Raw genomic sequence first — 23,985 nt, forward strand, 5'->3', positions numbered from 1 at the left:
GACATCATCTTCCGGAGTGACATTGTGAAGCAGCGCCAGGACCTCTCGTCCTCGGAAACCGTGCACACGGCGGGCGACCTCCATGACGTGTTCCATCGCCTGCCGGGCCGTGCATGGCCGGGCGAAGCCGCCGACGAGGATCTGGCGCTTCTGGGCTGGATCGGCCCGCTCGCCGTCTCGGCGCGGGAGAACCTGCGCCGACGGCTCGGTGAGGCGGGTGGGGCGCCGTGGCCGGAAGACCTCCCCGCGATCCTCGCGCTTCCTTCTGCCCGCTTCCTGGCCATGGTGAAGCCGATGCTGGTGGAAGAGCTGAAAGCGACTCGGGAGGGCCGCGAGCCCGACGGGCTGGACACAGGAGTGCTGGGGTTCAAGCGCTTCACCGCCTCGCTCCGTGAGCCGGAGACCGCGGTGGCCCTGCTGCGGAAGTATCCGGCGCTGGCCCAGGAACTGGTGGCGGAATTCGATCGTTGGACAGCATCTCGTCTTGAATTCATGACGCGTCTGCTGATCGACCTGCCCCTGCTCCGGCAGAAGCTTGCTGTGACGGCGACGTCCGCCGCCGATGTCGAAGCCGTCGAATTCGGGGCGGGAGATGCCCACAACGGGGGACGAGCGGTGGCCGTAGTCTCCTTCCGCGGGGGCCTCAAGCTCGTCTACAAGCCCCGTTCCCTCGCGTGCGACGCGGCGTTCGCGGGATTCGTCGACTGGCTTGGCGACCAGGGTCTGACACACCGTCTCCAGCCGGCGCGAGTCCTCGACCGCGGCACTCACGGATGGTCGGCCCACTACGCGCCGGCCTCGTGCCCGGACCGCAACTCCCTCCGGCGTTTCTACTGGCGGCAAGGTGCCTTCCTCGCCGTGTTCCATCTGCTGCGCGGCTACGACATGCACTTCCAGAACCAGGTGGCAGTCGGCGAACACCCGGTCTACTTCGACCTGGAGGCGCTGTTCCACGCGGAGTCCTCGGACCCGGGCTGGCTCGACGACGCGGAAGGCGTGGTCGCGCGCCGGCTACGCGAATCCGTGCTGGCGGTGGGTCTCCTGCCGCACCGGATCGTCCGCACGGACGAACACGGCGTCCGGGCCATGGAGATGAGCGGCCTTGCCGGTGGCGCGGGACCCGGTGAGTTCTGGGCCCACCCCCGCATCGAGTACACCGATCCGGGTACTGACCGCATGACCCCGGTCCCCGCGTTCCACCCCGTCGGGGAGTACGGCAACCGCCCCGTCGTCGTGGGCCATCGTCACACCCCGGACGAGATGGCCGACGACCTGGTCGCAGGCTTCACCCACTGCTACCGCCTGCTGCTGTCGCAGCGTCCGACGCTGTCACGATCCGACGGCCCGCTGGCGCAGTTCTCCGGGGTCACCGTGCGGGCGGTGCTGCGCGACACCTTCCAGTACCGCACCGTGCTCGCCGAGTCCTGGGATCCGGCCCTGCTCACGGATCCGGACCGGCGCCACGCCCACCTTCGTGGCCTTGCACGACACGATGCCGGGCACCCCGTAGAGGACAGCGAGTGGCGCCAGCTCGCATCCGGCGACATACCCGCCTTCCAGACCACCCCCGACAGCATCGACATAGCGGACCACCAGGGGGTTCTGCAGCAGCCCTTCTTCCTGCGCACCGGCGCGGACCTCGTGCGGGACCGCCTCGCGTCCTTCTCGGAGGAGGATCTGCGGGACCAGATCTGGTTCATCGAGACCTCTTTCGCCACCCGCCACGAGGGCGGCCACGTATGCCTGCCGGCTCCCTCCGCTCCTGTTCCGGCGAACGCCGGACTCGATCCGGAGCTGGCCCTCGCCGCGGCCCGCGCCATCGGGGACCGGATCTGCGACTCGGTGATCCGAGGCGAGGGCGGGCTCGTCGAATGGCCATCGCTCCGTATGGTGGCCGAGCGCTACTGGCTCGTGGACTCCAGCGGCATGGGACTCGACCGAGGCGTCAGCGGCATCGCCCTCTTCCTCGCCGAGCTGAGCAGGGCGACCGGGACGGACCGCTACCGGGCGCTGGCCGAGGACGTCCTCACTGCTCTGCTGGACCCCGACGACATGCCCGAGCCGGAGGAACTGGCGGGTTTGGGCATCGGGGCGTACGCCGAACTCGGCGGCGTCCTCTACTTCCTGACCCGGGCTGCCGAGATCTGGAACGCCCCGGAACTCCTGAGTGCCGCCCACCGGCTCGTGCCGGCGTTCACTGCGGCCTTCGAGGCACCGCAGTCCCTGGACGTTGCGACCGGCCTCTCCGGGGCGGCGCTGGCCCTCCTCGCCCTTCACCGGACGGAGCCGAGCGCCCAGGCCCTGGAGGCCATCCGGGCGGCTGCGGCCCGTCTGTCCGACATGACGGAGTCCGACGTCCCCGGGTTCGCTCACGGCCTGGCAGGTCGGGCCCACGCCCTGACCGCCGTCGCTGGTCTGACGGGTGATGCGGCGCTGCTGGACCGGACAGGTGAGGCACGCGGGCTCATCGACGGCTCGCGTCTCGCCAGCGCCTCGTGGTGCCGTGGAAACGCGGGACTCGTCATGGGTGCGTTCGGCAGTCGGCGGCTCCTCGACGGCCCGGAGTTCCAGGGAGCACACGGGCTCGACCTCGCCGCGGCGGTGGCAGCAGCGTTGGCCCGAGGAGTCGACAACGACTCGATCTGTCACGGCGCCCTCGGACTGGTCGATGCGCTGTTGACCACCACCGATCACACGGGCGACCAGGAGTTGCTGCGCATCGCGCGCGACGCGACGGCGGATGTGGCCCGGAGGGTCCTCGCCGGCAGGGTGGTGACCGGCGCTCCCCGGGGCACATGGACACCCGGGCTTCTGGACGGGGCGGCGGGAATCGGGTACGGCCTCCTGAGGATCTTGTCTCCGCACCGGGTGCCGAGCGTCCTGCTGATGTCCGTCCCGTAGGCATCAGCCGCGGTCGTCGTGCGCGGAGCGGGAGGAGACCACCGGCCGCGCCGCCCGGGCATGCGCAGGCGCCGTCCCGCACCCCCGCGCACCCCTTCCATCCGTGGGACACCGCGGCAGCGCCGCCAACCAGTCCAGTCATCCCGGATGGGTGCGGCTTCTTTCAAGGGAGGGTTGTTGATCAGGCGCCGAGTTGGTAGTGGTGCTGGTCGGGGTAGGTGCGCTGGTGCTCGCGGGTGTGGTGGTAGGCGAGGTAGGCGTAGAGGTCGCCGTTGGCGTGGACGGCGCGGAGTTTGAGGACGGCTTCGGCGCCGGCGAGGCCCCAGCGGGCTCCGGTGATGTCGAGGCGGTCGCCGATCAAGTGCCTGCAGGCTCCTTCGACCGAGCCGGTTGCGATCGGCCAGCCCTTCTTCAGAGCGATGTCGTAGCGGAGCTGGTCGAGGTGGCCGGTCAGGTAGCGCACGCAGGTGTCGACGCTGTTGCGTTTCGTGCCGGTGAGCTGGACTTTCCCGGCCCGGGTGGTCATCTCGTGCGCGACGCGGTCGGCGTGTCCGTGCAGGATCGCGGTGAGCGTCTCGGTGGCGAAGGTCTCGGCGGCGATGCTGCCGACGGGGTGGAAGGCATGGGCCGCCGTCCAGACGTACTCGGCGACATGAATGAAGTCGATCAGGATGTGGATCTTCACGTTGCGGTGCCGTGCCTCGGTTTCGATGAGGTCGAGTTGGTGGCGGGCGCCGTCGACGAGGACGAGCCAGGGCCGCAAGCGGCCCGGGTCGCGGTCGTCGGCCTGGTCGAACGCTTCGGCGATCACGTCGGCGGGATCGTGGATCAGGGAGGCGGTGCACCCCTCACCAAAACCCCAGCTCAACTCTCCCCGGAAAGGAGCCACACCCAAGCCAGGGCGTACCGGGGTGCCCCCAGGCTCTTCGAGCGTCAGAGCTCGGACGTAGGGTCCCGGCATGAACGTCCAACGTCCCGTCCTGGGAGCCGAAGGCCCGTACGACACCGCGTACCTCCCCCGGTTCGAGATGCGCCTCGTGCCGGCCAAGGCCCCCGTAGTCGAGCCCGTCGCAAAACTGGGCGGTGAACCCTTCTGGCTGGGCGAGCCCAACTGGCCGGTGGCCCCCAGGACGGGAGTCCCGCTGGACTTCATCGGCCAGTTCCCTGTTCCGGGCGAGCCCGGCGAGGAGCCGCGGATGGCGTACCTCTTTCTCTCGTACGACGACTATGAAACTGGCGGCATCGACGCCGACGATGGGGAGGCCGTACTCCTTGTACAGCCGGGCGGCCGGATCCCTGACTTCGCCGTCATCGGACCGCCCGGGACTATGGGGCGCTCCCTGTGGGCCTTCGATGCGGAGGAGGAGAGGGAGCCCGTCGAGTTCCGGATCGATTTCCGACCGGTGGCGGACGAGCTGGAGGCGGAGCTGGATGAGGACGGGGTGCTCTTCGTCGATAACTACATAGGTGGGCGGCCGTCGTATCCCGACTGGTCGGGATATCAGGCTCCGTGGCGCTTCTTCTTCAAACTCGGCCCTGGGGACGGCGACCCCTACTTCCTCAACTTCGCTGACGGTGGCGGCTACGCCTACCTCAGTCCGGACCGACTCGAAGGCCGCTTCAAGTGGGAAGCGGCTTAGCTTGTTCTTATGGCCTGAGGACGATCTTCAACCCCTATACGGTCAGGTAGGGGTGTCCAGAGCGACCAGGAGAGAGGCGACATCGAGGCCTGTGGTGAGGTACTCCCCGAACATCTGATTGCGGCATCCGCGGCGACCCAGGCCACGGGCAGCGGAGAGGCAAGTGCCCGCAGAACCATGGTGCGGGCCAGGTCGTTCTTCGTCGCGAAGCTGCGCTCGCTGGGGATCTTGGCAGCGCGGCAGCGTTCGGCGTCGTCGGTCCAGGACTTGGGCAGGTAGAGCTCGCGATCGACCAGGGCGTGGCCCAGGGCGGTGGCGTAGGCGGCGAAGACGCCGATCTGGCAGTTCTCGGTGCGGCCGGCGGTGCCGGAGCAACTGCCGTTGCACCCCGGCCGAGGTGATGCCCTTCTTGACGAAGCCGGTGTCGTCGATGATCAGGACACCACCGTCGGCGCCAAGATGCTCGGCGACGTAACCCTGCAGGTCATCGCGGATCTCGTCGGCTTCCCACCGGCTCTTCGCCAGGAGGTGCTGCAGTCCGTCCGGCGTGCAGTGCCCTGCTCACTCGGCCAGTTGCCAGGAATTCTTGCGGCCCACCGGCCCGAGCAGACCACGGACGTAGTCCCGCCTACGACGCCTCGGCTTGACACGCGAGAAGCGATGCAACCACGTTCGTGTGCGGGTAGCTGCCGTTCCCCCGGGCGCGCCAAGTCAGCTGCTGAGCTGACCCCACCGCCAGGACACGCTCATTCGGAGCAAGCCGCGCGTAAGTAGCGAGACGTGGGCGCCTCTGTAACCTGCCGCTCACTAGATCCGCGAGGACGCCGCACGTATGCCACAGATGTTCGTCCAGGTAGGTCCAGCATCGACGCTCCCTGGGCGAAGGACGCGAACGGCAAGGCCGTGCCCACGAGCTACAGCCTCGACGGCAACACCCTCGTCCAGACCATCGAAACTGGCCCCGACACCGCCTACCCCGTGGTGGCCGACCCTCACTACACCTGGGGCATCATCAGCGGCACCGTGTACTTCAACAAGAGTGAGACCAAGGTCATCGCGCTCGGCGGAACGGTCGTGTCCCGGCTGCCGCACCCGGCCGCGGTCGTCGGTGGCCGGTCCCTCGCGGGGTACGCAGTCGCGACCGATCAGTGCATCAAGTTTAAGGTCAACCCCGCTCTGGCGCACCTGTCACCGGCGGCAGCCGTGGCCGGAAGCGGCACTTACGGCGGCAGCGCCGACGACGGATACTGCAGGTAAACAGACCGGCAGCCAAGTGAACCCGAACAGGGAGTACGGCCGACCGTGGCGGCCGGAAACACATGTCGGCTTCCGAATCTGAAAGGTTGCTGAATGAATACTCTAACCGCCCTGGCGTCGGCCGCTTTCGGCTCCACCGTATATCTCACGATGCTCTCGACGGTGAAATGGCTCAATCAGCTGTCCCGCCGATTTAAGATCATCGGTCTGATTGTGACCGGCATAGTCCTGTGCGCAATCATCGGGACCATCGCGGTCGCGAGCCAGAGCGTCGCACTCGGGTTCATCGTAGGCGCCGTCCTGACACCGCCTGTTCATCAGTGGATCCTGCAACGACGCAGGCACGCCGTCAGCTCCTGACCTTCCGGCCCACAGCACTCAAGGTGCTGCCGCTGACCCGGTGACAGAGGGCTTTCCACGCAAGCCTCAAGCGGTTCCGGCGCGAAAAATCCGCGCAGGCCTTCACCATTCCCGGCGCGCGGCACTACCCCCGGACGAGCTGTACCGCCGGTCGAAGGAGGCGCGCGCGGCCACGGCCAACCTGCCGTCAGTGCGGGCCAACCGGGCGGCTGCAGCTCGGCGGAGCCTCACCCACGCCCATGCCGCGCTGCGCACCGCCCTGAAAGCCAAAGCCCGCGACGCTGGCTTCGCCTCGATGACAAGCACGATCGAGGCGACAAAGACCCTGCCGATCTCGGCAGCAGCCGAGCGGATCAGCGTGGGCATGAGCACGATCAAGAGGTGGCGTGCCAGGGCCTCCCTGCCGTCCTCCCGCACTGCCGTCATGGAGGCGAAGGCCCGCGACGCCGGCTTCGCCTCCATGACGGACGCGATCGAGGCGACAAGGACCCTCCCGGGCCGGCACGCGGCCGAGCGGATCGGTGTAAGCGTCACCACGGTGAGGCGGTGGCGCGCCAAGGCGTCCCCACCCTCCTCTCCGAGCGCGTGATCCAACTCCAGGCCAACGAACCAGAAGTCGCGGTCAGGCGCTACGGCGCGGCTTGCTCTTCGCGGCGGTCTTCTTGGCTGCGGCCTTTTCCCCTGTCGCCCGCGTGCTGGTGGGGTGGGTTTCCGCGCAACACCAGCCGGCTCTGCAGACCGCCTCCCTTCAGCCGCCCGTGGGGTGGGCTCGCTCGGTCCTCAACGGGCTCACCCGACGCATCCGCGGGGCCGCGGTGAAGGGCGATGGCTGACGAGCACCTCCGTCGGGGTGCAGGTGCCGAAATGTGGCGGCGTCGGCACCTGCTCGGCGGGTAGCGTCGTCTGCAGGGGGGTGCGGCCCTGGCCACCAGGGCCGCGACGGGGGCCGCGCCCCGACATACTCCAGCCTGGTTCAAGGCTCGGTGCCGCAGGCACGACCTGGCGGCCCGCTGTAGTCGTCGGTGCGGTGTGCCCCGGCTCCGGCCCGGCGGATGCCCGGGCGGGCAGTCCTTTCCCGTCTGCCGGAACGCGCGGCACGGTCGGTATGCCGGGGCCTGGCATCTGCCGGCCGGTGTTTCGCCGCTCCGCCCGGAAGCCCGGCAGGCTCACCTCTGAGCGGCCGCGGTGCCCTGCGAGACTGACCGCAGGGGGCCGCAGGTCGTCGCTCCCTGCGGGTAACCCGGCCCGGAGGGGGCGGGGTTGGGCGATCTCAGGGAGCAGTTGATGAGTGCCATGGGCGTGTCGGGTCCGGTAATTACGCAGGTGCAGCTGACTGGTCCGGCCGACGAGGTGAGTCGGCTGATGCAGGTGCTGAGCGGCGTGTCCGAGGTGATCTTCGGTCCTGTCATGCAGCCCGGGCGCGGCGGGGACGTCTCGTGCACCGCGCAGGTGGTCACGCACCCCTCCCCCGAGCCGGTGCCGGCGGGGCGGCCCGCCTCGGTCACGGTGCAGGTCGAGCTTGAGGTCGAGGCGGATGCGGTTCCTGGTCTGCCGGGCACGGCGACCGCGCGGCAGGTGGAGGAGTCGGTGGCTGTTGCCGTATCAGCGCTGCCCGGCGTCCGCGGGGTGAGCAGCCGGCTCGTCGCCTCCGTGGGGCTGCCCGCTGCGCGGGAGTAGCCCGTCGTGGCGGGTGCCGAGGCACGGCTCGACGAGGCGGGTGTCGCTCTGTGGCTGACCGGCTGGAAGGTCGAGATCCCCGTGGCGTGGACGCCGAGGCGGGTGCTGGCCATGGTCGTTGGCGAGCGGGCCGGACGGCTGGACTTCCTCGTCCACCGCGACGGACAGGCGGTGTCGGTGTGGGCGGTCGAGGTGGAGCCCGGGTTCCAGCGTCGGAATCTGGGCGCGGTGATGACGGACGCGCTGTATGCGGCGTACCCGACGGCGTGGATTGACCATGGCTGCCGGGGCCGGACGGCGTGCGGTGGTGGGATCGGTACACCGACCCGGCGCCGGAGCGCAACATCCACAACCGGCCTCCGTCGGAGTGGGCGCAGTACTTCGACGCCGTTCAGGTGGCGGCGCAGCGGGCCAAGATTGCCTATTTGAACCGGCACTTCGACTTGGATGGGCACCGCGCGGCCGAGTACCGGTACGGGGAGCGGCTGGAGGCTGAGGCGCAGGAGTAGGTGCCTGCCTTCCGGGAGGCTGCCGCTCAGGGCCCTGACCCGGCGGTGCAGGAACTGTACGGGGGGCTTCGGCTGGTGTTGCCGCCCCGGCTGCACCGGCTGGTGCACGATGGGCGGCGCGGCGGGGGCGAGCGGGCCGAGATGCTGCTGGACCACATCGGTCACGGCAACCTTCCCTACGGTGCCGGTTGGAACACCACGGAGCAGGCCGCGTTCGAGGACATGGCGCACGAGGAGGTCTTCGATCCGATCCTGGGGAAGGACGAGGTCACCCACCTGTCGTTCCGGGTGCGGCTGGCGGCCGGGCAGGAGGTTCCGCCTCACGATCTGCGGGCGACCTGGCTGACCTACTGACGTTTTTGTCGTGGTGTCGTCATGTGAGGCCTGTGGCGGTGAGGCATCCGTTGATGGCTGCGGTGTGGTGTTGGAGGCGTCTCAGGCCGGTTCGGAGGGCGTGGACGAGGTCCTCGGGGGTGGTGAAGATGTGGTTCGCGTGGTGGGTGCGTCTGAGTGCTGACCAGATGCCTTCGACGGGGTTGAGGTCGGGTGCGTAGGCGGGCAGGTGGTAGACGGTGAGCCATTCGGTCGCGGCGATGAAGTCGCGCATGTCTTTGGTGCGGTGTGTGTTGAGGTTGTCCCAGACGAGGACGATGGGTGCTTTGAGGCTGCCGTGGGCGGCGACGATCATCCGCCGGAAGTCCTTCGAGCTGTAACTGCGGCGTTGGCCCTTGACCGGGCGCCGGTTGTGAACGTGCAGCTTGTAGATCAGCCGTGAGCGCTCACCCGGTTTGTAGCAGCACATTCCGGCGAGCGTCACGCGGCATCGGGTCCAGCCGCGCATGCGGACGGTGGGCGTGCGTGCGCGACGGGCCCATGTGGCGCGGGAAGGCGGCGTCATCGAGAAGCCGGCTTCGTCCTCGAAGACGATCCAGGCCCCGAGCGCCGCCGCAGTCATTCCACGTCCGGCCACACGTCTCTCGTCCAGCCGGCCACGGCGGCTTCGTCTCTTTCCAGTGCGCGTCTGGCCGGGGCCTGCCGGCTCCAGCCCCCGCGTCGCATGGTCTGGTAGACCGCCGCGATGCTGAGGCTCTTGTGGAGTCTGCGGCCGATGATGCTCTGGATCCTGGCCAGGGTCCAGGTCTGGTCCGGCCATCCATGGGCAACGGCACCCTTGTCCAGTTCGGTCTCCAGGGCCTTGAACTGACTGGGGCTGATCTTCGGCCGGCACATCGGCCCTTTCGAGCGCAGAGCGTCAGGACCGTTCTCACTCCAGGCTTTCCTCCATCTCTGCACTGAGCGCTCGGTGACCCGTAATCGCTTCGCGATCACGGCATTGGACACGCCCTTACCGAAGAGCACGACAGCGTCCAGGCGAAGGCTCTCCCGGAAAGCCTGACGTTCCGACGTCAGACCCCCTCCCTGCGGATACCTCATGCAACCGGCATACCGCGACGATCAAGAACTGTCAGCCGACACAGCGCCAAAATCCTCAGTATGTCAACTCGCCGGGGGTCGGGGTGGAGCTGACCGGCATGTCCTGGCGGTCCCCCGGGCGGCCGTGGACCACACATGAGGCCGGCTTCAGCCTGCCGATCGACGCCGCAGTCGCGCCGAGGGAGGCGCGCAACACCAGCCCGCAGTACGCCGCGCGGTATGACCGGGACGGTGAGCTGCTGCCCGGCCAGCTCCCGCGGCGGTCGGACGACCCATTCTCGGGCCGCGAGGGGGAGATCGCCGCGATGGCCGCCAAGCTCAAGGCGTCGGGCCTTGAACGTGCCCGCGCACTGCCTGCGCCCCCGACCATGCAGGAGGTCTTCGAGGGCCTGCAGGTGCACCAGCAGGACCCTTCTCAGCGGCAGGCTCCACGTCTGCGGTAGGACCGCCGCAGGCGCCACGATGCCGCCGCGCTGGGAGGTCAGCTTCAGCGACGGCATCCGCGCGGGTCCAGGCCGCCGCTCACGGACGCCGACGACGGCATCGTGAGCGTGCCGGGCATCACCGACGTCGTGGAACCGGCCGTGACGATACTCACCCTGTAGCGGTCCGGGAACGACTGTGGGACCCGGATCTCACTCGGCGGGCCCCACGGGACCAGAGAACCCTGGCCATCGGCTCGACCAGCGTACGGTCCGCACACGGCGGACGCCGACGAGTCCCGACTTCGGAGCCGATGAGCTTCTCTCACCGGCGCGGCGCGGCACGGCGGGCTACCTCGCGCTCTAGCCTCTGGCCTCATGGCTGACATGTTCGAGCACGCGCCGCAGGTCTGGACGGCAGGGCAGCTGCGGTCCGCTCTCACCGAGGTTCCCGACGAGACCCCCGTGCACGTCGGAGTGGCGGATGTGCCGGGGGACTTCACCGGCGGCTACGACGAGTTCGTGCTGGTTCATGCTGAGCCTGTTGAGCAGGCGGACGGCGCCGAGACGGTTCCGCAGCAGGTCCGCTTCACGCTCTTCGCAGACGCCGCGGCAGGCGCGTACCACCTCGACGTGGACTGACCACGTCGCCAGCCGAACACCGCTGGTGTGCGAGGGCTACTGAGCGGGCGTGCGCCCGCCGGTGATGTTGTGCTGGTGGGCGGCGGACTGGGCCTGCTCGTGCTGATGGGGTGCGTCCGGCCGCTGTGGGGCCGCGGCGCGGTTCTGGGCTCCCTCGCGAAGCCGGTCGCGCAGTTCCGCGGCGCGATGCCCGGCGGCCTAGCGGCCGCTGCGATCCGCTCCTCCGACTCGGCGGCGAGCTGATCGAAGTCGATGTCGGCGTGCGGGGCTTCGGCAAGGTCGGCGTACTCCACGCTGTCCGTGGCCGGCCCGCCGACAAGATGCTGGTCCAGCTAGTCGATCAAGCTCTTCCGCTCGAAGTACTTCGGGATGCTCTCGCCTGCGGCTGGCTCTTGCCCTGCCAGGCGTCCCTCGCGCTGCTCCATCGGCGGCGGGCCCGCGGGGCGGGGCGCGGGGGCGGTCGCCGACGGGTTGGTGCCCGCGTGAAGGGAGGAGCTCCGGTCGCTGTCGTACGGCCGAAGTAGTGTGCGCACGATGGCCACGACCAGTGGTTTTCACGTTCGGATGGCAGGAAGCAATGACGACTCGGCACAGTATTCGACGCCCGCGGCGCATGGGCCTGGTGGCCGCCGCTCTCCTTGGCGGTGTGGCTCTGACGACGGGATGCAGCGGCACAGCAGGCGGTTCGCCGGGTGGGGCCGCCAAGTCCGGCTCCACGGCGGGCGCGCAGGAGCTCGTGCTCGGCCAGCCCAGCCAGAAGGAGCAGGAGATATCGCGGGGGAACAAGACGGGGAAGTTCCTGCTCACCCCGCAGAAGGTCGTGGAGGGCAAGCCGGAGGATCTGCAGGAGCTCAAGGACGGCAAGTTCGCAGGCCAGAAGGTGGCGTGGGTGTACGTGGACGCGCGGCATGTGGGCGGGGATCCGGTGAAGGGCCCCATGATCATGAAGGACATCGGTGCCGAGACGGACAGCGGCCGCAAGGCGACCCCTCTGCTCGTCTTCGGGGATCTGAGCACCAGGCCGAAGGACTGCGTCGAGGACGACGGGGAATCGGTCTTCAAGGAGGGCGAGAGCCACACCCGGTGCGCCCCGTACCTGATCCCCGCGGATGCCAAGGTCGGGAAGGTGACCTACTCCCAGGGCTACTACCAGGAACCGCTGAAGTGGAAGGTGCAGTAGCCGCGGACGACTGGCCGGGCAGGTATGCCTGCCCGTCCAGCCGCACCGTGCACCTCGGCGTCGCCCCTCTCTCCTGAGTGATCTGCCGATCGAGGTGCTGGGTTGGCTGCGCTCGGACCGGGTGATGCGCAAGCCGGTCCCGGTGCCGTGGATCTGCCCGCCGCAGGGCGGTCGACCGCCCAAGCACGGCGGTGAGTTCGTCTTCGGCCGGCCCGAGGCCTGGGGCGAGGTCACCGCGGTGACCGTCACGGACACCGACCGGTACGGACAGCTGCCGCGCAGGCGTGGGATCGACTGCATCCTTGGCTGACCCACCGGGCAGCATGGATTGACAGGCCCCGGTGTTGAAGGCCTCGTCAGCCGCCTTCAACAACTGCATTCTTTCGAGCGCTCCTTTGGCCCTGGGCCTCGGCCTCGGAGAGACGGGGGGTGCGGGTTGCCCTTCAGGCTCCGTGCCGTGCGCCACTCCCTGCGCCGCGGCTACGCCGAGGCCACCCGCCACGCCCAGAAGGACCCCCTCGGGGCCGCCCGCCACAGCGGCTGGTCCGACGGATCCCCCTCCTTCGCCGGCTACCACGACCGCGCCGCCGCCTTCGACGAGGAGCTGAACCCGCTGTACGGCATCGGCCTGTAGCGGAACATCATTTCTCGGTGGACGACCGGATCGCGCTGCGGCGGATCGTCTGTGCGCATTTCAAGAACGCGATCTGGGCTGATGTTCCGGCGGAGCGTGTCGGGTTCAGCGGAGTGGCGGCTTGGAGGCGTCACCGACTCCTACTGCCTGGCCGTCACCCGGGCCGCGTCGAAGCAGCCGCGGCCGCCAGTTGAGCGGGCCTCGCGACCCGCTTCCCGCCATCGGCCCCGACGCCCTGATCGTCCGCGACCGGCCGGCCGAGGAAGAATGCCAAGCCGATCTGTTCCACGAACCGGCTTCCACCGTCCAGTGCCGCTTGGCCTGGCAGAACGGCCGCCACCAGCGCGTTCGTCGGTGGCGCTGCCCGGGGCTCGGCGGCAGCAAGAGCCGGTAGATTTCGTCCGGCAGCGCCACAGACGGTGGCCCGGCGGTAGGTCGACGTGGAGGGGCGCCATGGAGTTCTTGCGCGAGGGCGGCCACCGGCTGCTGCTGGGTTCTGTCGGGCTCCTCGCCATATCGGTCTCCGTCGTACTCGCGGTGCGGACCTGCAGCCGATGGCTGCTCGTCCGCAAGACGTTCAACGAAGGGCTGGCCGGCGGGGGCAGAGTGCTGGATGCTTACGTGCTACCGGGAGACCAGGGCCGGGCGGGCCTACAGCATGCCATCGTGGGCTTTCGTGCGGCCGACGGGCGCCAGTACCGGCTGGACATCGACACCGACCGGCGGCGGCCCCTGGGCGCGAAGGTGCGACTGCGTTATCTCCCGTCGAGCCCGGAACGAGCAATCCTCGACGAAGCGGGCCGGGGCACCGTGCGCACGGTGCTGACCCTCTTGTTTCTGGTGGTCCTCGGGCTGGTCGGCGTCCTCGTCACGGCGCTGAGCCTGCTCTGAATCTGGCCTTCGGGCAAGCACGTGCTGGCTTGACCTATGGCATTCGCTGCCCAGCGACGAATGGAACTCTGTCTGAGTCGCCGTCCGCCAGCTGCGCACTGATCCGTCGGCCAGGGCGGCCAAAACCCGGATACCTGACCCAGCTGACGGGCGCTGGCGTTCGGTCCTTATCGCGGTTCGCCTGGACTCGCACTCCTACTGCTCGTCAGCAGCGAGGTCGCGAGGGCGCCACCACGCGACAAGGTGTTCTCCGAGAAGATCAGCACCCGCATCCGGGTCCGAAGCTTTCCCGTCGCTGTACCCAGCGTTGGTCAGCCGGCAGGTGCGCCGGGTGGGTGGCTGCGACGGTGCACAGGATGCGGATGAGGCTCTGGGGCTCGAGGCGCGTACCCGCTCCCCCCGGCACCCCCCCGGCGCGCCGTCGCGTGCCGCTACTTACCGAGGAGCAGCGCGAGGGCGGCCACGCATCCGAGGTGCGCGACGGTCAGGAGCAGCCACGCGCCGAATCCCATGCGCCAATGGGTGCGTGCCGTCGCTCGCCATTCGTAGGCAATGCACACGACGGTGGCGACCAGTAGCGGGGCCCAGAGCAGTGCCCACCAGGTCCACACGCCGCCGAAGTGGAGTACGGCGCAGGTTGCTCCGGTGAGTGGCACGGGCAGTGACCAGGAAGGCGTCCGCAGTGTGGCGTCGGTGTGTTCGGTCGTGAAGGTGTTCATGGCTGACCGCCTTTCATGCCGGGGGTGAGTCCGAGGATGGCCGAGGGCGCGCCGCACCGGTGGGGTGCGGCGCGCCCTCAGTTACGCCTCAGCGTCTTACTGGAACATATGCCAGAGGGTGTACAGGTCGCTGCCGATCCCGGCGAGGACCAGCGGAGCCTTCCACTTCCAGTCGAGGGCCTTGTGCCACTTTTGCGAAGTCGTCGTGGCTGCCCTTTACGGCCCGGGCGGAGCCGGGGATTTTCAGGAACAGCTTCTTGATCGCGTCCCACTTGCCCGCGGTGGCCGCCTCGCCATTCGCGACGGCCTGCAGCTCGGTCCGCTCTGCCACGGTGAGCTCGATCGGTCCGTTCAGCAGGGCCTGGGCGAGGATGCGGGCCTGCTGCTCCTGGAGCGCCGGCAGTGAGAAAACGGTGTGGCTGTGGGACGTCGCCGCCCGAACAGCCCGGGCCCCACTGACCGGCCACACCGACAGCGTCCGGTCCCTGGCGTTCAGCCCCGACGGGAGCACTCTCGCCACCGGCAGCACCGACAAGACAGTACGGCTGTGGAACGTCGCCACCGGCAAGGCAAGGGCTCCCCTGACTGGTCACACCGCCAAGGTCAATTCCGTGGCCTTCAGCCGCGACGGGCGGACCGTCGCCTCCGGCAGCGACGACTTCACAGTTCGACTGTGGGACGTACACACCGGAAAGACCCGCGCCACCCTCACCGGCCATACCAACATGGTGGCGTCGCTTGCGTTCAGCCCCGACGGGCACACCCTCGCCAGCGGCAGCGGGGACACCACTGTGCGGCTGTGGAACGCGGTCCTTCCCGATCCCGATGCAGCGATCCGGAGGATCTGCCAGGCCGTTCGTCGCGATCTGGCCGCAGACGAAAGGGCGTCCTACCTGTCCGGACAATCTGATGGGCACGCCTGCCCATCAGGCTGATACGCCAAGGCATGGAAGCGCGGGCACTTGGGTAAGCACGGTGGCCGGCCACCGGATATCACCGAGAATATGCTCCACACCGTGCTGCGGCGCCGCGTGCTCGGGGATTCCGTCGAGCAGATCCAGTCCGAGCTGATCATCCCCACCGGCGAACGCAAGGGGACCCGTCCCTCCGGGTCTCGGTCACGGGGTGAGCCTTGCAGCTGGTACTGCTCCTTCACCCGGGAAGCTGGAGCAGTTCTTCCGCCTCGACGCGAAGGCGCTGGAGGCGGCGCGGTCGAAGCGGGCGCTGGCGAACTCGATGGAAGAGTTCGAGCTGAGCGTGTGCGCCCCGCCGACCGCGGCATTTCCTGTACGTCAACTACTCACGCCCGAGTCAGGACACCGGTACCGGAGACACGGACAGTTCCGCCCCGCTGTTCCCGGAACCCTGTACGCGATAGCGGCCACCTCCGATCGGCACGGACCGACCCCGCATCACCGCTGTAACGTCATCAGACCAGCGTGTCTGCTCCGACCACGTCACGTCCATCAGGTGCGCGCCGTCCAGGTTCGCACCGACCAGGTCCGCACCGACCAGGTCCGCGCCGGCCAGGTATGCGGCGCGCAGGTTCGCACCGACCAGGTTCGCGTCAGCCAGGTGCGCGTGGCTCAGGTGCGCATTGGTCAGGTTCGCGTTGGACAGGTTCGCGTTGGACAGGTTCGCGTCGCGCAGGTTCGCGCTGATCAGGTCCGCGTGGCTCAGGTCCGCGTGGCTCAGGTTCGCGCTGATCAGGTCCGCGTGGCTCAGGTCCGCGTGGCTCAGGTTCGCGTCGGACAGGTTCGCGTTGGACAGCTTTGCGTGAGGGAGGTGCGCGCCGGTCAGGTTCGCACCGGTCAGGTTCGCACCGGCCATGTACGCGTTGAGCAGGTTCGCGCCGTTCAGGTTCGCGTGAGCCAAGTCCGCGTGAGTCAGGTCCGCGTGAGCCAAGTCCGCGTGAGTCAGGTTCGCGTGAGTCAGGTTCGTGCCGGTCAGGTCCGCGAGGCTCAGGTTCGCGAGGTGCAGGTCCGCGCCGGAGAGGTTCGCGTTGCGTAGGTCGGGGTCGGACAGGTCCGAGCTGATCATGCTCGCGCCGCGCAGGTCCGCCTCGCGCATTTCCGCGCGGATCAGGTCCAAGCGGTACATGTTTGCGTCGTGCAGGGAATGGCATCGAGCACCGCCCGCCACAAGTACACGGGTCCACCAGCTGGAAGCCTGAATGCGCAGCCAGGGACGGGAAGGGATGGCAGCCATGGCAAGCCGCCCAAGGAAGGCGTCAGAGCGCGTCTTCACGGAGCTCCTCCCCCTCCCCGGAGACTCGCGGCAGTGGCGGGGCGGCAGCCTGAGGGCGGCGTCGGCGCCGCGATGGTTCGACCTCCACACCGGAAAGGAGGCCCCGGATCGTGGTGGGAGCGCCGATGCCGAAGATGAAGGCGGGCCACGGCCCACTGATCTGACTATGTGCGGCGGTGGCCACCAAAGCACCCAGCACGAGTCCGGCGACCACCACGAACAGCCGCGGCCCCAGGTCGCCTTCCTTACGCCAGGGCCAGGTGTATCCCGCCGAAACGACGGCGGCGGACAGGGAGAACACGGAGGCCGCTCCACCGCCCGCCAAGCCCCACAGTGCCGCCTGCCACCACGTCATTGTTTAACGATATCCACCCAAGGTTGTTATCCGCAGGGATAGTTGGAGAAGGTGTCAAAGCGTCCGACGCCCGGCGGCAGCTGATCGACGGCATACGGTTTCGGGTCCGCACCGGCATCCCCTGGCGGGATGTACCTGCCGAGTACGGGCCGTGGGGCAGGGTGTACGACCTGTTCCGGCGTTGGCAACGCGATGGCACGTGGCAGTGGATCTTCGCCGCACTTCAGGCCCGCGCGGACGCGAAGGACCTGATCACCTGGGACATCAACGTCGACTCCACGGTGTGCCGGGCCCACCAGCACGCCGCCGGGGCACGGAAAAGGGGGATCTACAGAAGGAGCCGCCCGGCGGTGTCGCCAGCGAACCGGCCGACCACGGGCTCGGACGCTCGCGCGGCAGCCTGACCACCAAGCTGCACCTCACTGTCGAGCAGGGCCAGAAGCCCATGTCGATCGTGATCACGGCCGGGCAGCGCGGCGATTCCCCGCAGTTCGAGGTCGTTCTGGGACGCATCCGGGTCGCGCGGCTGGGGCCGGGCAGACCGCGCGTTCGTCCTCGCCGGGTACGGGCCGACAAGGCCTACGCTTCCCGCAAGAACCGCGCCTATCTGCGTCGACGTGGCATCCGCTGCACGATCCCAGACAAGGTTGACCAGGCCCGCAACCGCAAGAAGCGCGGCTCACACGGCGGCCGAACGCCGAAGTTCGACTCGGAGGACTACAAGGAGCGCCACGCAGTCGAGTGCGGCATCAACCGCCTCAAGAGGAATCGGGCGGTGGCCACGAGATACGACAAACTCGCGGTCCGCTATGAGGCGACCGTCCTCGTTGCGGCCATCAACGAGTGGCTGTGACCGGCGCGGAAATCGGTTTGTCTCACTGTGCTACAGGCCTGAAGCTCGTCCCCATGACGGCAGACCTCATCGTGCGTCCGGCCCGGCCCGCCGATTCGCGGACCTTGGCCGAACTGCGTTGGACGTTCAAGCAGGAGGACCACGAAGGGCAACCGCCAGCTCCTGCTCGCCTCCTGGAAGAGGCCGAGCAGTGGATCCGCACCCGGCTCAGCAATGGCCACTGGTTGGCCTGGGTCGCGGAGACCGAGGGCGAAATCTGCGGACACGTCTTCCTCTGTCTGGTGGAGAGGATGCCGGAGCCCTATGGCGACAACAACCCGGTCGGCTATGTCACGAACTTCTTCGTCATGCCGTCACAACGGAACAAAGGAGCCGGCTCGGCACTCCTGGAGGCGCTGAAGCAGCACTCACGCAGCGCCGGCCTCGAGGGCTTGATCGTATGGCCGTCAGAGCGCAGCACCCCTCTGTATCGGCGCTCCGGTTTCCAGCCTCCAGAGGAACTGCTGGAACTTCCGCTCGACACCTGATGAGATCCACTTCCGATACACCCCCTAAAGGTTGTTTCACAAGCCCCGTCGGCCGCGAATCAGGTCCGCTTTGACACGATTCAGCCATGCCGTTCGGTGGCCGGGAAAGCGGACAAACCAGCCGCCTTCGAGCTGGCGCGAGCCGCCTACCTGAGACCCGATCACCTTGTGAAACAACCTTTAAAGGGTGTTGCAGAAGGCTCGGTTCGGGGTATTTCGCCTGTATGGGTGGGGTGTTGAGGGCTGAGCCGGTGTGGGTGGAGACGTTCACGGGCTTGCGGATCGAGCGGTTTGCGAAGCTGGTGAAGGTGGTGCGGGAGCGGGGCGGAAACGGTCCCGGCGGTGGCCGTCCGTGGTGCCTGCCGCTGGCGGACCGAGTGCTGCTGGTAGCGGTGTACTACCGGACGAACCTCACGATGCGGCAGCTCGCTCCGCTCTTCGGGATCTCCCCGGCTACTGTCTGCCGGGTCATCCAGCGCCTGCGGCCACTGCTGGCGCTGGAACCGGCGCCGCGGCCCGTCGCCGACGTGGAACGGTTGTGGATCGTGGACGGAACCCTCATCCCCGTCCGCGACCGAACGGTTGGCGCTTCGTCGAGGAACTACCGATTCTCGGCGAACGTGCAGGTCATCATCGACGCGGACAGCCGCCTGGTCGTCGCGAGCGCACGCCCGGCACCGGGGAACAAGGCCGACGCCCACGTCTGGCGGGAGTCGGACCTGCCGGCCGCGGCGGCCGGGGCAACGGTCATCGCGGACGGCGCCTACCTCGGCACCGGCCTGATCGTCCCGCACCGCAGAAGAGCCGGACGTCCCCTCCTGCGCGGCCAGGAAGAGGACAACGCCGAACACCGGCGGGTCCGAGCCCGCGTCGAGCACACCTTCGCCCGCATGAAGAACTGGAAGATCCTCCGCGACTGTCGCCAGAAAGGAGACGGCCTCCACCACGCCGTCCAGGCCGTCGCCACCATGCACAACCTCGCCATGACACGGTGAAACAGCAGGCCAGACAGCACACCGGCATGCCCGCGACGGACCTTCTGCAACACCCTTTAGGGTCCGTAGCAGGGAGAAGGATGCTCGTCCGTATGACCTGCGCTTGATCAGCTTGATACGTGTGACCTGACCTTCGACTACCCCGGAGCTCCAGGGCAGGCTGAGGCCGTTGACGACCGCGTCCCAGTCGTGTTGGAGGAACGCGGCGAAGGACTGGATCGGCTTCGGTCCGTCGGCCAGGGCCCGGGTCATCCACCGCGCCAGTTCCGTGCCCCGTCCCTCGCGGGCTATGACGTTGAAGGTATGCGCAAGCTCGCGGGCAGTGCTCAGATCCGGGAGGACATGAGCAAGTCACCGTTCAGGCACGAAGTAGTGCCCGGTCCTCGATGACGAACCGGGTCATCGAGCTCTTCGGCAACTTCGTCGACGAGGAGAAGCAGTCCCCATCTGGCGCTGAAAGTCCTGCTTACGTGCATGGATCCGTCCTCGGGGAGTAGGGGTTCGGTGGGTAGCGGGTGGGTGTTCAGTTTGCTGAATAGCTTCTCGGGTCGGGTCAAACCGGTCAGCGTTTGATGCGTCCGCGGATGGCGAGGACGGCGAGGGCGAGGAGGGCGGGTTCGAGGATGCGGGAGGTCATCTCGATGTAGGTACCGGTGGTGGTGAGGTCCTGGCCGCTGGAGCGGAAGACGACGGAGTTGAGGGTGACGCTGAGGGCTTTATCGAAGCGTTTGGTGGTGAACCGGTCCTTCACGGGGTTCTTCGGGTCCTGCTTGTCGATGACGAAGGTGACCGTGCCGCCGCCGACCGGGACGGTGCCGGTGGCTTCCTGCTTCGGGGAGGAGGCGGGCAGGCCGAAGGCCATCAGCAGCAGGATCGTGGTGAGCATGGCGGCGGCGAGCCAGCACAGAGCGCGGGAGGCGCGCAGGCCGTAGCCGGACAGTGCCCAGTACGCCCACAGCAGGTGGCGTTCAGTTCTGGGGGTGCCGGTGCGGTCGTGGCGGCGCATCTCGCACTCGCCGTAGTAGAAGTCCGCCGCGCCGGGTTCGTTCTTGCCGTCCTCGAAGGCCTTGCGGAGCTGGCGGTAGAGGGCGGCGACATCGTCGGGGTCGGGGGTGCGGGCGGGGTCGCCGTGGTCCGAGCCGTTGCGCCACTGGCGAGGCTCGGACGGGGCGCCCGCGGGTGCGGGGGGTTGCCCGGCGCTCTGGGCGCGCCAGTGGTGCTCCTCGGCCAGGGTGCGCCGGCGGGTCCAGCGGATCGGGGCTATGCCGCGGCGGTGGAGGCCGGTGGGGGTGGGAGCCAGGGTGGTGCGGCCCTCCAGGCGGAGCTGGTCGAGGTGGAAGGCGCCGGAGAACAGGCAGTCGGACAGATCGGTGTCGGTCAGGACCAGGTGCGCGGCGTCCACTCCCTGTACCGACGTCACCCGCACCCGGTCGGGGCCCGTCAGCAGGCTCTCGTCCAAGACGCCGCTGTCGCTGGTGAAAGGGGCGGGGTGGGCGGTGACCGCGACCGGGGCCGCGAGTACCGCGTAGGCGAGATTCACCTCGGCCCGCCGCACCCGCACCGTGGCTGTTGACTCCCACCGGGTCCGCGCACAGCGCACCGCGCTCGCCGCGATCTCCAGCGTCACCGGCGCTCCGAACACCGCACCCGACAGATCCAACTCTCCCTCACACGCCACCGGGCCCCACCATGAAGCTTCCGGAAACTGCGTCCCGATGAACCAGGCATCGCCGGAGAAATGCGCCTTGCCGAAGTGAGCGTCGCTGGAGAACTGTGCTCTGTGGAACCCGGCGTCGCTGGAGAACTCTGCCCCGCTGAACTCGGCGTCGCTGGAGAACTGTGCCCCGCTGAAGCTGGCGCCGGTGAACCGCGCCAATCTGAACCAGGCGGTCCGGGTGAACTGTGCCCTGCTGAACTGGGCGATGCTGGAGAACTGCGTTTCGGGGAAGTTGGCAGTTTGGCTGAACTGCGCCCCGTTGAAACAGGGGTAGCCGCTGATCTGCGCCCTGCTGAACCAGGCGTGGCCGCTGAACTGCACTTCGTCGAACACAGCGTCCCGGGTGAACCACGCCCGGATGAACTTAGCGTCGCCGGTGAACAGCGCCTCGTCGAACCCGGCGTCGCCGGTGAACAGCGCCTCGCTGAAGTCGGCATCGCCGGTGAACAGCGCCCCGCTGAAGTCGGCATCGCTGGAGAACTGAGCCCCACCGAACGAGGCGGTCCCGAGGCGGGGGCGTGTGGTGGTGGGGTCGCGGACGGCGTTGAGAAGACGGTCGAGGAGTTCATCGGTGAAGGTGGTGCCGCGGTGGTCGATGTCGGCGCCCGGTGCCAGGCCCGCCAGGTACGCGGCGCGGTCGGCGTCGTTCAAGTGTGCGAGACAGGCTCTGTGGCCGGGGACGTGGATACCGCGGCAGCCGACGGGATCGGTGGCAGGGTCGGCGCCGTGAGCGCAGTACGGCCAGGACGGCACTGCCGCCGGGGGTATCGGGGGCAGGGGGGTGCTCATGCCGGGATGCTCCAGGCGAGAAAGGCTCCGTGCCGGCGGTCGCCGGACGGGTGACGGACGTCGGGAGTGCGGGTGGTTCCGGGTCAGGCGGGCCCGGGTCGGAACGGGTTGTACGCGGTTTAAGGGTCCTGATCCGTCTCGCCGCGGTGGTGCCGCTCGGCCTGGTAGGCGTCCCAGGCCGCCTCGCCCTGCTGGGCGGAGCGCCACGGCAGGTTCTTTCTGCGGGTGAACTCGGCGTACTCCAGGTCCGGCTCGGCGAGCCGGCGGCGGCGCTCGGCCCTCGGATCGTTACCGGGGCGGGCACCGGTCAGATCCTCCACGCTCCGGGCGCGGGCGAGTTCGTCGACGTCGTAGGCGATCTGGCGCAGGATCGCCGAGACCCGGGCGGAGTCCACCACCACGTTCGAACGGTCCGGGAAGTCGGCCTCGGGGCGGAGGTTGGCGGCCGGCGGGTAGGACTCGCGGTCCAGGTGGTCGATCCAGTCGGCGCACTGCCGGATCCAGCCCACCTCGTCCACCAGCCGCTCAGCAATACACGGGCGGCCGGAGAGCTCTTCGTCGCCGCTGCCGTCCGGGTCCTCCGGCGCAGGCCAGCCCGCCGTACGGAGTTCACCCAGGACGACGTCCAGGGCGTCCAGGTCAGTGTCCTTGGTGAGCTGATGCACCCCGCTGGGCGAGAGCCCGGCGGCCTCCGCCGTCGCCCGGACGGACAGCCCAGCCGCCCGGGCCGCACTCAGCGCCCATACTCGCTCCCGCTCCGCCTGCTCCAAACGCCAGGCAGCCCTGCGCACACGGGTCAGATCACGCCGCACCCGCCGGAACTTCGTCAGCAAGTCACCCTTCACCCCACCCAGCCTGCCAGCCCCACACCAGCCTGTACGGGCCGTTCAACAAACTGAACGCCCCACCGCTACCCACGTCGGCCATGCTCCCCGAGGCCGGGGACGTACGGCCCGTGCAACGACGACGCCTGAACCTTCTCTGGCTCTTGTTAAGTTGCCCTATCAAGAGCCAGAAGACGGACGACGGATGACGGGGAGACAGGCATGGGACACGCGGTCGAGAAGCACGCCGGAACCCCCGCGACTACCGTGTTCGGGTCCGCCGCCCTCCGCGGCGCCTCGACTGTCGTACCGGCGGCCCGGCAGCAACTGTCCGAGGCCGCACTCGCCGCCATGGCCAAGGGCGTCCCGGCCGCCACCGCCCGCGGCTACCTTGGCGACTGGGCCAGGTTCGAGCAATGGGCCCTGGCCGTCAGCCTCCGCCCGCTGCCCGCCACCGGCGAAACCCTGACCGAGTACGTCACCTGGTGCACCCTCACCCCGCGGCCGCGCACCGGCCGCCCGTACAAGCCCGCCTCCATCGACCGCGCCCTGGCCTCCATCGCCGTCGCCCACCAGGCCGCCGGCCTCCCGCAGCCGTCCCAGACCGGCGCCCGGCTCGTGCTCCGCGGCTACGAGGCCGAACTCAAAACGGCCAAGGACCCCCGCGGCAAGACACGCAAGGCGGCCGCCGCGACCCCGCGCGTGCTCCGGCAGATGATCGCCGCCACTGACACCACCACCGTCATCGGCGCCCGCAACGCCGCCGCCCTCACCACCGGGTTCGCGCTCGCCGCCCGCAGCTCCGAGGGCGCCCTGCTCGACTGGGAGGACGCCGTCGACGCCGCCGACGAGGAGGGCCTGCTCTTCGACCTGTACCGGCCCAAGGTCGCGAACGACCAGCCCCTCGGCGTGCCATACGGCAGCTACGCCTCCACCTGCCCGGTCCGCGCCCTACGCGCCTACCGCCAGGCCCTGCTCGACCACGGCCACCAGCCCACCGGGCCGATGTTCGTACGCATCGACCGCCACGGCCGGATCAACCCGCCGATGTTCCGCAACGGCCAGCGGATCGGGGATCCATCCGGCCGGATGACCGCCGAGGGCATCGCCGACATCGTCACCCGCGCCGGCCTGGCCGTCCGCCCCGGCGACGTTCTCCCCGACGGCGCACCCCGCTGGACCGGCCACGCCCTACGCCGCGGCTACGCCGAAGCCACCCGTCACGCGAAGAAGGACCCCCTCGAAGCCGCCCGCCACGGCGGATGGGCCGACGGATCCCGCGCCTTCGCCGGCCACCACGACCGCGCGGCCGTATTCGACGAGGAGCTGAACCCGCTGTACGGCATCGGCCTGTAGCAGGATCGCCCGAGCCTTCAGAAATCCGCCTGCGCGGTCGCGAAGTGATACAGCTG

General features: G+C 68.9%; 28 protein-coding genes and 3 pseudogenes. 20 read left to right on the forward strand and 11 right to left on the reverse strand.

The window, feature by feature from the left end; all coding sequences use genetic code 11:
* Positions 1 to 24: 24 nt before the first annotated feature.
* Entirely contained in the window at positions 25 to 2,901 is a 2,877-nt protein-coding gene (gene lanM / locus OG753_RS04090) for a type 2 lanthipeptide synthetase LanM (protein ID WP_405787192.1), read from the forward strand.
* 181 nt (positions 2,902 to 3,082) lie between these two features.
* Here the strand turns inward: lanM and OG753_RS04095 are convergent, their stop codons facing one another.
* Entirely contained in the window at positions 3,083 to 3,769 is a 687-nt protein-coding gene (locus OG753_RS04095; RefSeq protein WP_405787193.1) for a hypothetical protein, read from the reverse strand.
* 91 nt (positions 3,770 to 3,860) lie between these two features.
* On the opposite strand from OG753_RS04095, the gene OG753_RS04100 reads away from it, so the two are divergent.
* Positions 3,861 to 4,541 (forward strand): hypothetical protein, encoded by a 681-nt coding sequence (locus tag OG753_RS04100; RefSeq protein ID WP_405787195.1) that lies wholly within the window; start codon positions 3,861 to 3,863, stop codon positions 4,539 to 4,541.
* A 122-nt stretch (positions 4,542 to 4,663) separates the two neighbouring features.
* Here the strand turns inward: OG753_RS04100 and OG753_RS04105 are convergent.
* Positions 4,664 to 5,207: pseudogene (locus OG753_RS04105) on the reverse strand (IS701 family transposase); the annotation flags it as partial.
* 237 nt (positions 5,208 to 5,444) lie between these two features.
* On the opposite strand from OG753_RS04105, the gene OG753_RS04110 reads away from it, so the two are divergent.
* The 6 genes from OG753_RS04110 (at position 5,445) to OG753_RS04135 (ending at position 8,698) form a co-directional block, all read left to right on the forward strand.
* A complete protein-coding gene (locus OG753_RS04110; RefSeq protein ID WP_405787196.1) occupies positions 5,445 to 5,798 on the forward strand; it encodes a hypothetical protein in 354 nt (117 codons plus the stop codon).
* Positions 5,799 to 5,891: 93 nt separating this feature from the next.
* A complete protein-coding gene (locus OG753_RS04115) occupies positions 5,892 to 6,158 on the forward strand; it encodes a hypothetical protein (protein ID WP_405787198.1) in 267 nt (88 codons plus the stop codon).
* A gap of 295 nt (positions 6,159 to 6,453) precedes the next feature.
* Complete coding sequence (locus tag OG753_RS04120; protein ID WP_405787200.1) at positions 6,454 to 6,747, forward strand: hypothetical protein; 294 nt, start codon at positions 6,454 to 6,456, stop codon at positions 6,745 to 6,747.
* Between the two features lie 695 nt (positions 6,748 to 7,442).
* A complete protein-coding gene (locus OG753_RS04125) occupies positions 7,443 to 7,835 on the forward strand; it encodes a hypothetical protein (RefSeq protein WP_405787201.1) in 393 nt (130 codons plus the stop codon).
* Positions 7,836 to 8,134: 299 nt separating this feature from the next.
* Entirely contained in the window at positions 8,135 to 8,344 is a 210-nt protein-coding gene (locus OG753_RS04130; RefSeq protein ID WP_405787203.1) for a hypothetical protein, read from the forward strand.
* Between the two features lie 75 nt (positions 8,345 to 8,419).
* A complete protein-coding gene (locus OG753_RS04135; protein WP_405787204.1) occupies positions 8,420 to 8,698 on the forward strand; it encodes a hypothetical protein in 279 nt (92 codons plus the stop codon).
* 19 nt (positions 8,699 to 8,717) lie between these two features.
* On the opposite strand, the gene OG753_RS04140 is transcribed toward OG753_RS04135, so the two are convergent.
* Both OG753_RS04140 and OG753_RS04145 read right to left on the reverse strand, forming a co-directional pair.
* Positions 8,718 to 9,299 carry a transposase gene (locus tag OG753_RS04140; protein ID WP_405787206.1) on the reverse strand — a complete coding sequence of 194 codons (582 nt, stop codon included), beginning with the start codon at positions 9,297 to 9,299 and terminating at the stop codon, positions 8,718 to 8,720.
* Positions 9,296 to 9,778: a transposase gene (locus OG753_RS04145; RefSeq protein WP_405787207.1), complete on the reverse strand. Its 483-nt coding sequence runs from the start codon at positions 9,776 to 9,778 to the stop codon at positions 9,296 to 9,298. Before OG753_RS04145 ends, OG753_RS04140 begins: the two co-directional genes overlap by 4 nt.
* A 98-nt stretch (positions 9,779 to 9,876) precedes the next feature.
* Between OG753_RS04145 and OG753_RS04150 the strand changes: the two genes are divergently transcribed.
* The 7 genes and pseudogenes from OG753_RS04150 (at position 9,877) to OG753_RS04180 (ending at position 13,547) form a co-directional block, all read left to right on the forward strand.
* Positions 9,877 to 10,221, forward strand: a complete 345-nt coding sequence (locus OG753_RS04150) for a hypothetical protein (protein ID WP_405787209.1) — start codon at positions 9,877 to 9,879, stop codon at positions 10,219 to 10,221.
* A 357-nt stretch (positions 10,222 to 10,578) separates the two neighbouring features.
* Positions 10,579 to 10,842 carry a DUF6225 family protein gene (locus OG753_RS04155; RefSeq protein WP_405787210.1) on the forward strand — a complete coding sequence of 88 codons (264 nt, stop codon included), beginning with the start codon at positions 10,579 to 10,581 and terminating at the stop codon, positions 10,840 to 10,842.
* Between the two features lie 75 nt (positions 10,843 to 10,917).
* Positions 10,918 to 11,085 carry a hypothetical protein gene (locus OG753_RS04160; RefSeq protein WP_405787212.1) on the forward strand — a complete coding sequence of 56 codons (168 nt, stop codon included), beginning with the start codon at positions 10,918 to 10,920 and terminating at the stop codon, positions 11,083 to 11,085.
* Positions 11,086 to 11,488: 403 nt separating this feature from the next.
* Positions 11,489 to 12,022: a hypothetical protein gene (locus tag OG753_RS04165; RefSeq protein ID WP_405787213.1), complete on the forward strand. Its 534-nt coding sequence runs from the start codon at positions 11,489 to 11,491 to the stop codon at positions 12,020 to 12,022.
* A gap of 70 nt (positions 12,023 to 12,092) precedes the next feature.
* Positions 12,093 to 12,349, forward strand: a pseudogene (locus tag OG753_RS04170) (transposase); the annotation flags it as partial.
* A gap of 130 nt (positions 12,350 to 12,479) precedes the next feature.
* Positions 12,480 to 12,656, forward strand: coding sequence for a hypothetical protein (locus tag OG753_RS04175; protein ID WP_405787214.1), 177 nt, complete (start codon positions 12,480 to 12,482; stop codon positions 12,654 to 12,656).
* 453 nt (positions 12,657 to 13,109) lie between these two features.
* Complete coding sequence (locus tag OG753_RS04180; protein ID WP_405787215.1) at positions 13,110 to 13,547, forward strand: DUF3592 domain-containing protein; 438 nt, start codon at positions 13,110 to 13,112, stop codon at positions 13,545 to 13,547.
* A gap of 431 nt (positions 13,548 to 13,978) precedes the next feature.
* Here the strand turns inward: OG753_RS04180 and OG753_RS04185 are convergent, their stop codons facing one another.
* A complete protein-coding gene (locus OG753_RS04185; RefSeq protein ID WP_405787216.1) occupies positions 13,979 to 14,266 on the reverse strand; it encodes a hypothetical protein in 288 nt (95 codons plus the stop codon).
* A gap of 88 nt (positions 14,267 to 14,354) precedes the next feature.
* Positions 14,355 to 14,828: a hypothetical protein gene (locus tag OG753_RS04190; RefSeq protein ID WP_405792989.1), complete on the reverse strand. Its 474-nt coding sequence runs from the start codon at positions 14,826 to 14,828 to the stop codon at positions 14,355 to 14,357.
* Here OG753_RS04190 and OG753_RS04195 point away from each other — a divergent pair.
* Positions 14,752 to 15,201 (forward strand): WD40 repeat domain-containing protein, encoded by a 450-nt coding sequence (locus OG753_RS04195; protein WP_405792538.1) that lies wholly within the window; start codon positions 14,752 to 14,754, stop codon positions 15,199 to 15,201. The two genes, OG753_RS04190 and OG753_RS04195, sit on opposite strands and share 77 nt — an antisense overlap.
* 376 nt (positions 15,202 to 15,577) lie before the next feature.
* On the opposite strand, the gene OG753_RS04200 is transcribed toward OG753_RS04195, so the two are convergent.
* Positions 15,578 to 16,513, reverse strand: coding sequence for a pentapeptide repeat-containing protein (locus OG753_RS04200; protein ID WP_405787218.1), 936 nt, complete (start codon positions 16,511 to 16,513; stop codon positions 15,578 to 15,580).
* Complete coding sequence (locus OG753_RS04205; RefSeq protein WP_405787220.1) at positions 16,497 to 16,868, reverse strand: hypothetical protein; 372 nt, start codon at positions 16,866 to 16,868, stop codon at positions 16,497 to 16,499. Before OG753_RS04205 ends, OG753_RS04200 begins: the two co-directional genes overlap by 17 nt.
* Between OG753_RS04205 and OG753_RS04210 the strand changes: the two genes are divergently transcribed.
* From OG753_RS04210 to OG753_RS04220, 3 genes are all read left to right on the forward strand, one after another.
* Positions 16,847 to 17,721 (forward strand): IS5 family transposase gene (locus tag OG753_RS04210; protein WP_405787222.1). Its coding sequence is split into 2 segments (ribosomal slippage): positions 16,847 to 17,240 and positions 17,240 to 17,721, totalling 876 coding nucleotides; the frame shifts between segments, so codons are not numbered across the junction. The genes OG753_RS04205 and OG753_RS04210 overlap by 22 nt on opposite strands.
* Before the next feature lie 53 nt (positions 17,722 to 17,774).
* Complete coding sequence (locus OG753_RS04215; protein WP_405787224.1) at positions 17,775 to 18,248, forward strand: GNAT family N-acetyltransferase; 474 nt, start codon at positions 17,775 to 17,777, stop codon at positions 18,246 to 18,248.
* Positions 18,249 to 18,472: 224 nt separating this feature from the next.
* Positions 18,473 to 19,243: a transposase gene (locus OG753_RS04220; RefSeq protein ID WP_405787225.1), complete on the forward strand. Its 771-nt coding sequence runs from the start codon at positions 18,473 to 18,475 to the stop codon at positions 19,241 to 19,243.
* 75 nt (positions 19,244 to 19,318) lie between these two features.
* On the opposite strand, the pseudogene OG753_RS04225 reads toward OG753_RS04220, so the two are convergent.
* The 3 genes and pseudogenes from OG753_RS04225 to OG753_RS04235 all read right to left on the reverse strand — a co-directional run.
* Positions 19,319 to 19,573 (reverse strand): annotated as a pseudogene (locus tag OG753_RS04225) (transposase); the annotation flags it as partial.
* Positions 19,574 to 19,805: 232 nt separating this feature from the next.
* Positions 19,806 to 21,749, reverse strand: coding sequence for a pentapeptide repeat-containing protein (locus OG753_RS04230; protein ID WP_405787227.1), 1,944 nt, complete (start codon positions 21,747 to 21,749; stop codon positions 19,806 to 19,808).
* 119 nt (positions 21,750 to 21,868) lie between these two features.
* Positions 21,869 to 22,594, reverse strand: a complete 726-nt coding sequence (locus OG753_RS04235) for a hypothetical protein (protein ID WP_405787228.1) — start codon at positions 22,592 to 22,594, stop codon at positions 21,869 to 21,871.
* Between the two features lie 201 nt (positions 22,595 to 22,795).
* Here OG753_RS04235 and OG753_RS04240 point away from each other — a divergent pair, with 201 nt between their 5' ends.
* A complete protein-coding gene (locus tag OG753_RS04240) occupies positions 22,796 to 23,929 on the forward strand; it encodes an integrase (RefSeq protein ID WP_405787230.1) in 1,134 nt (377 codons plus the stop codon).
* Positions 23,930 to 23,985: the final 56 nt, after the last annotated feature.

The organism is Streptomyces sp. NBC_00029 (assembly GCF_045160505.1).
GTDB lineage: Bacteria > Actinomycetota > Actinomycetes > Streptomycetales > Streptomycetaceae > Streptomyces.

Bases quoted from the DNA above. Each gene is read 5' to 3' on its own strand.
- OG753_RS04100 (WP_405787195.1), top strand. From the start codon at position 3,861: ATGAACGTCCAACGTCCCGTCCTGGGAGCCGAAGGCCCGTACGACACC.
- OG753_RS04150 (WP_405787209.1), top strand. From the start codon at position 9,877: ATGTCCTGGCGGTCCCCCGGGCGGCCGTGGACCACACATGAGGCCGGC.
- OG753_RS04140 (WP_405787206.1), bottom strand. From the start codon at position 9,299: ATGACTGCGGCGGCGCTCGGGGCCTGGATCGTCTTCGAGGACGAAGCC.
- OG753_RS04125 (WP_405787201.1), top strand. From the start codon at position 7,443: ATGAGTGCCATGGGCGTGTCGGGTCCGGTAATTACGCAGGTGCAGCTG.
- OG753_RS04240 (WP_405787230.1), top strand. From the start codon at position 22,796: ATGGGACACGCGGTCGAGAAGCACGCCGGAACCCCCGCGACTACCGTG.
- OG753_RS04145 (WP_405787207.1), bottom strand. From the start codon at position 9,778: ATGAGGTATCCGCAGGGAGGGGGTCTGACGTCGGAACGTCAGGCTTTC.
- OG753_RS04120 (WP_405787200.1), top strand. From the start codon at position 6,454: ATGACAAGCACGATCGAGGCGACAAAGACCCTGCCGATCTCGGCAGCA.
- OG753_RS04155 (WP_405787210.1), top strand. From the start codon at position 10,579: ATGGCTGACATGTTCGAGCACGCGCCGCAGGTCTGGACGGCAGGGCAG.
- OG753_RS04185 (WP_405787216.1), bottom strand. From the start codon at position 14,266: ATGAACACCTTCACGACCGAACACACCGACGCCACACTGCGGACGCCT.
- OG753_RS04220 (WP_405787225.1), top strand. From the start codon at position 18,473: ATGGGTGGGGTGTTGAGGGCTGAGCCGGTGTGGGTGGAGACGTTCACG.
- OG753_RS04230 (WP_405787227.1), bottom strand. From the start codon at position 21,749: ATGAGCACCCCCCTGCCCCCGATACCCCCGGCGGCAGTGCCGTCCTGG.
- OG753_RS04205 (WP_405787220.1), bottom strand. From the start codon at position 16,868: ATGACGTGGTGGCAGGCGGCACTGTGGGGCTTGGCGGGCGGTGGAGCG.
- OG753_RS04215 (WP_405787224.1), top strand. From the start codon at position 17,775: ATGACGGCAGACCTCATCGTGCGTCCGGCCCGGCCCGCCGATTCGCGG.
- OG753_RS04180 (WP_405787215.1), top strand. From the start codon at position 13,110: ATGGAGTTCTTGCGCGAGGGCGGCCACCGGCTGCTGCTGGGTTCTGTC.
- OG753_RS04115 (WP_405787198.1), top strand. From the start codon at position 5,892: ATGAATACTCTAACCGCCCTGGCGTCGGCCGCTTTCGGCTCCACCGTA.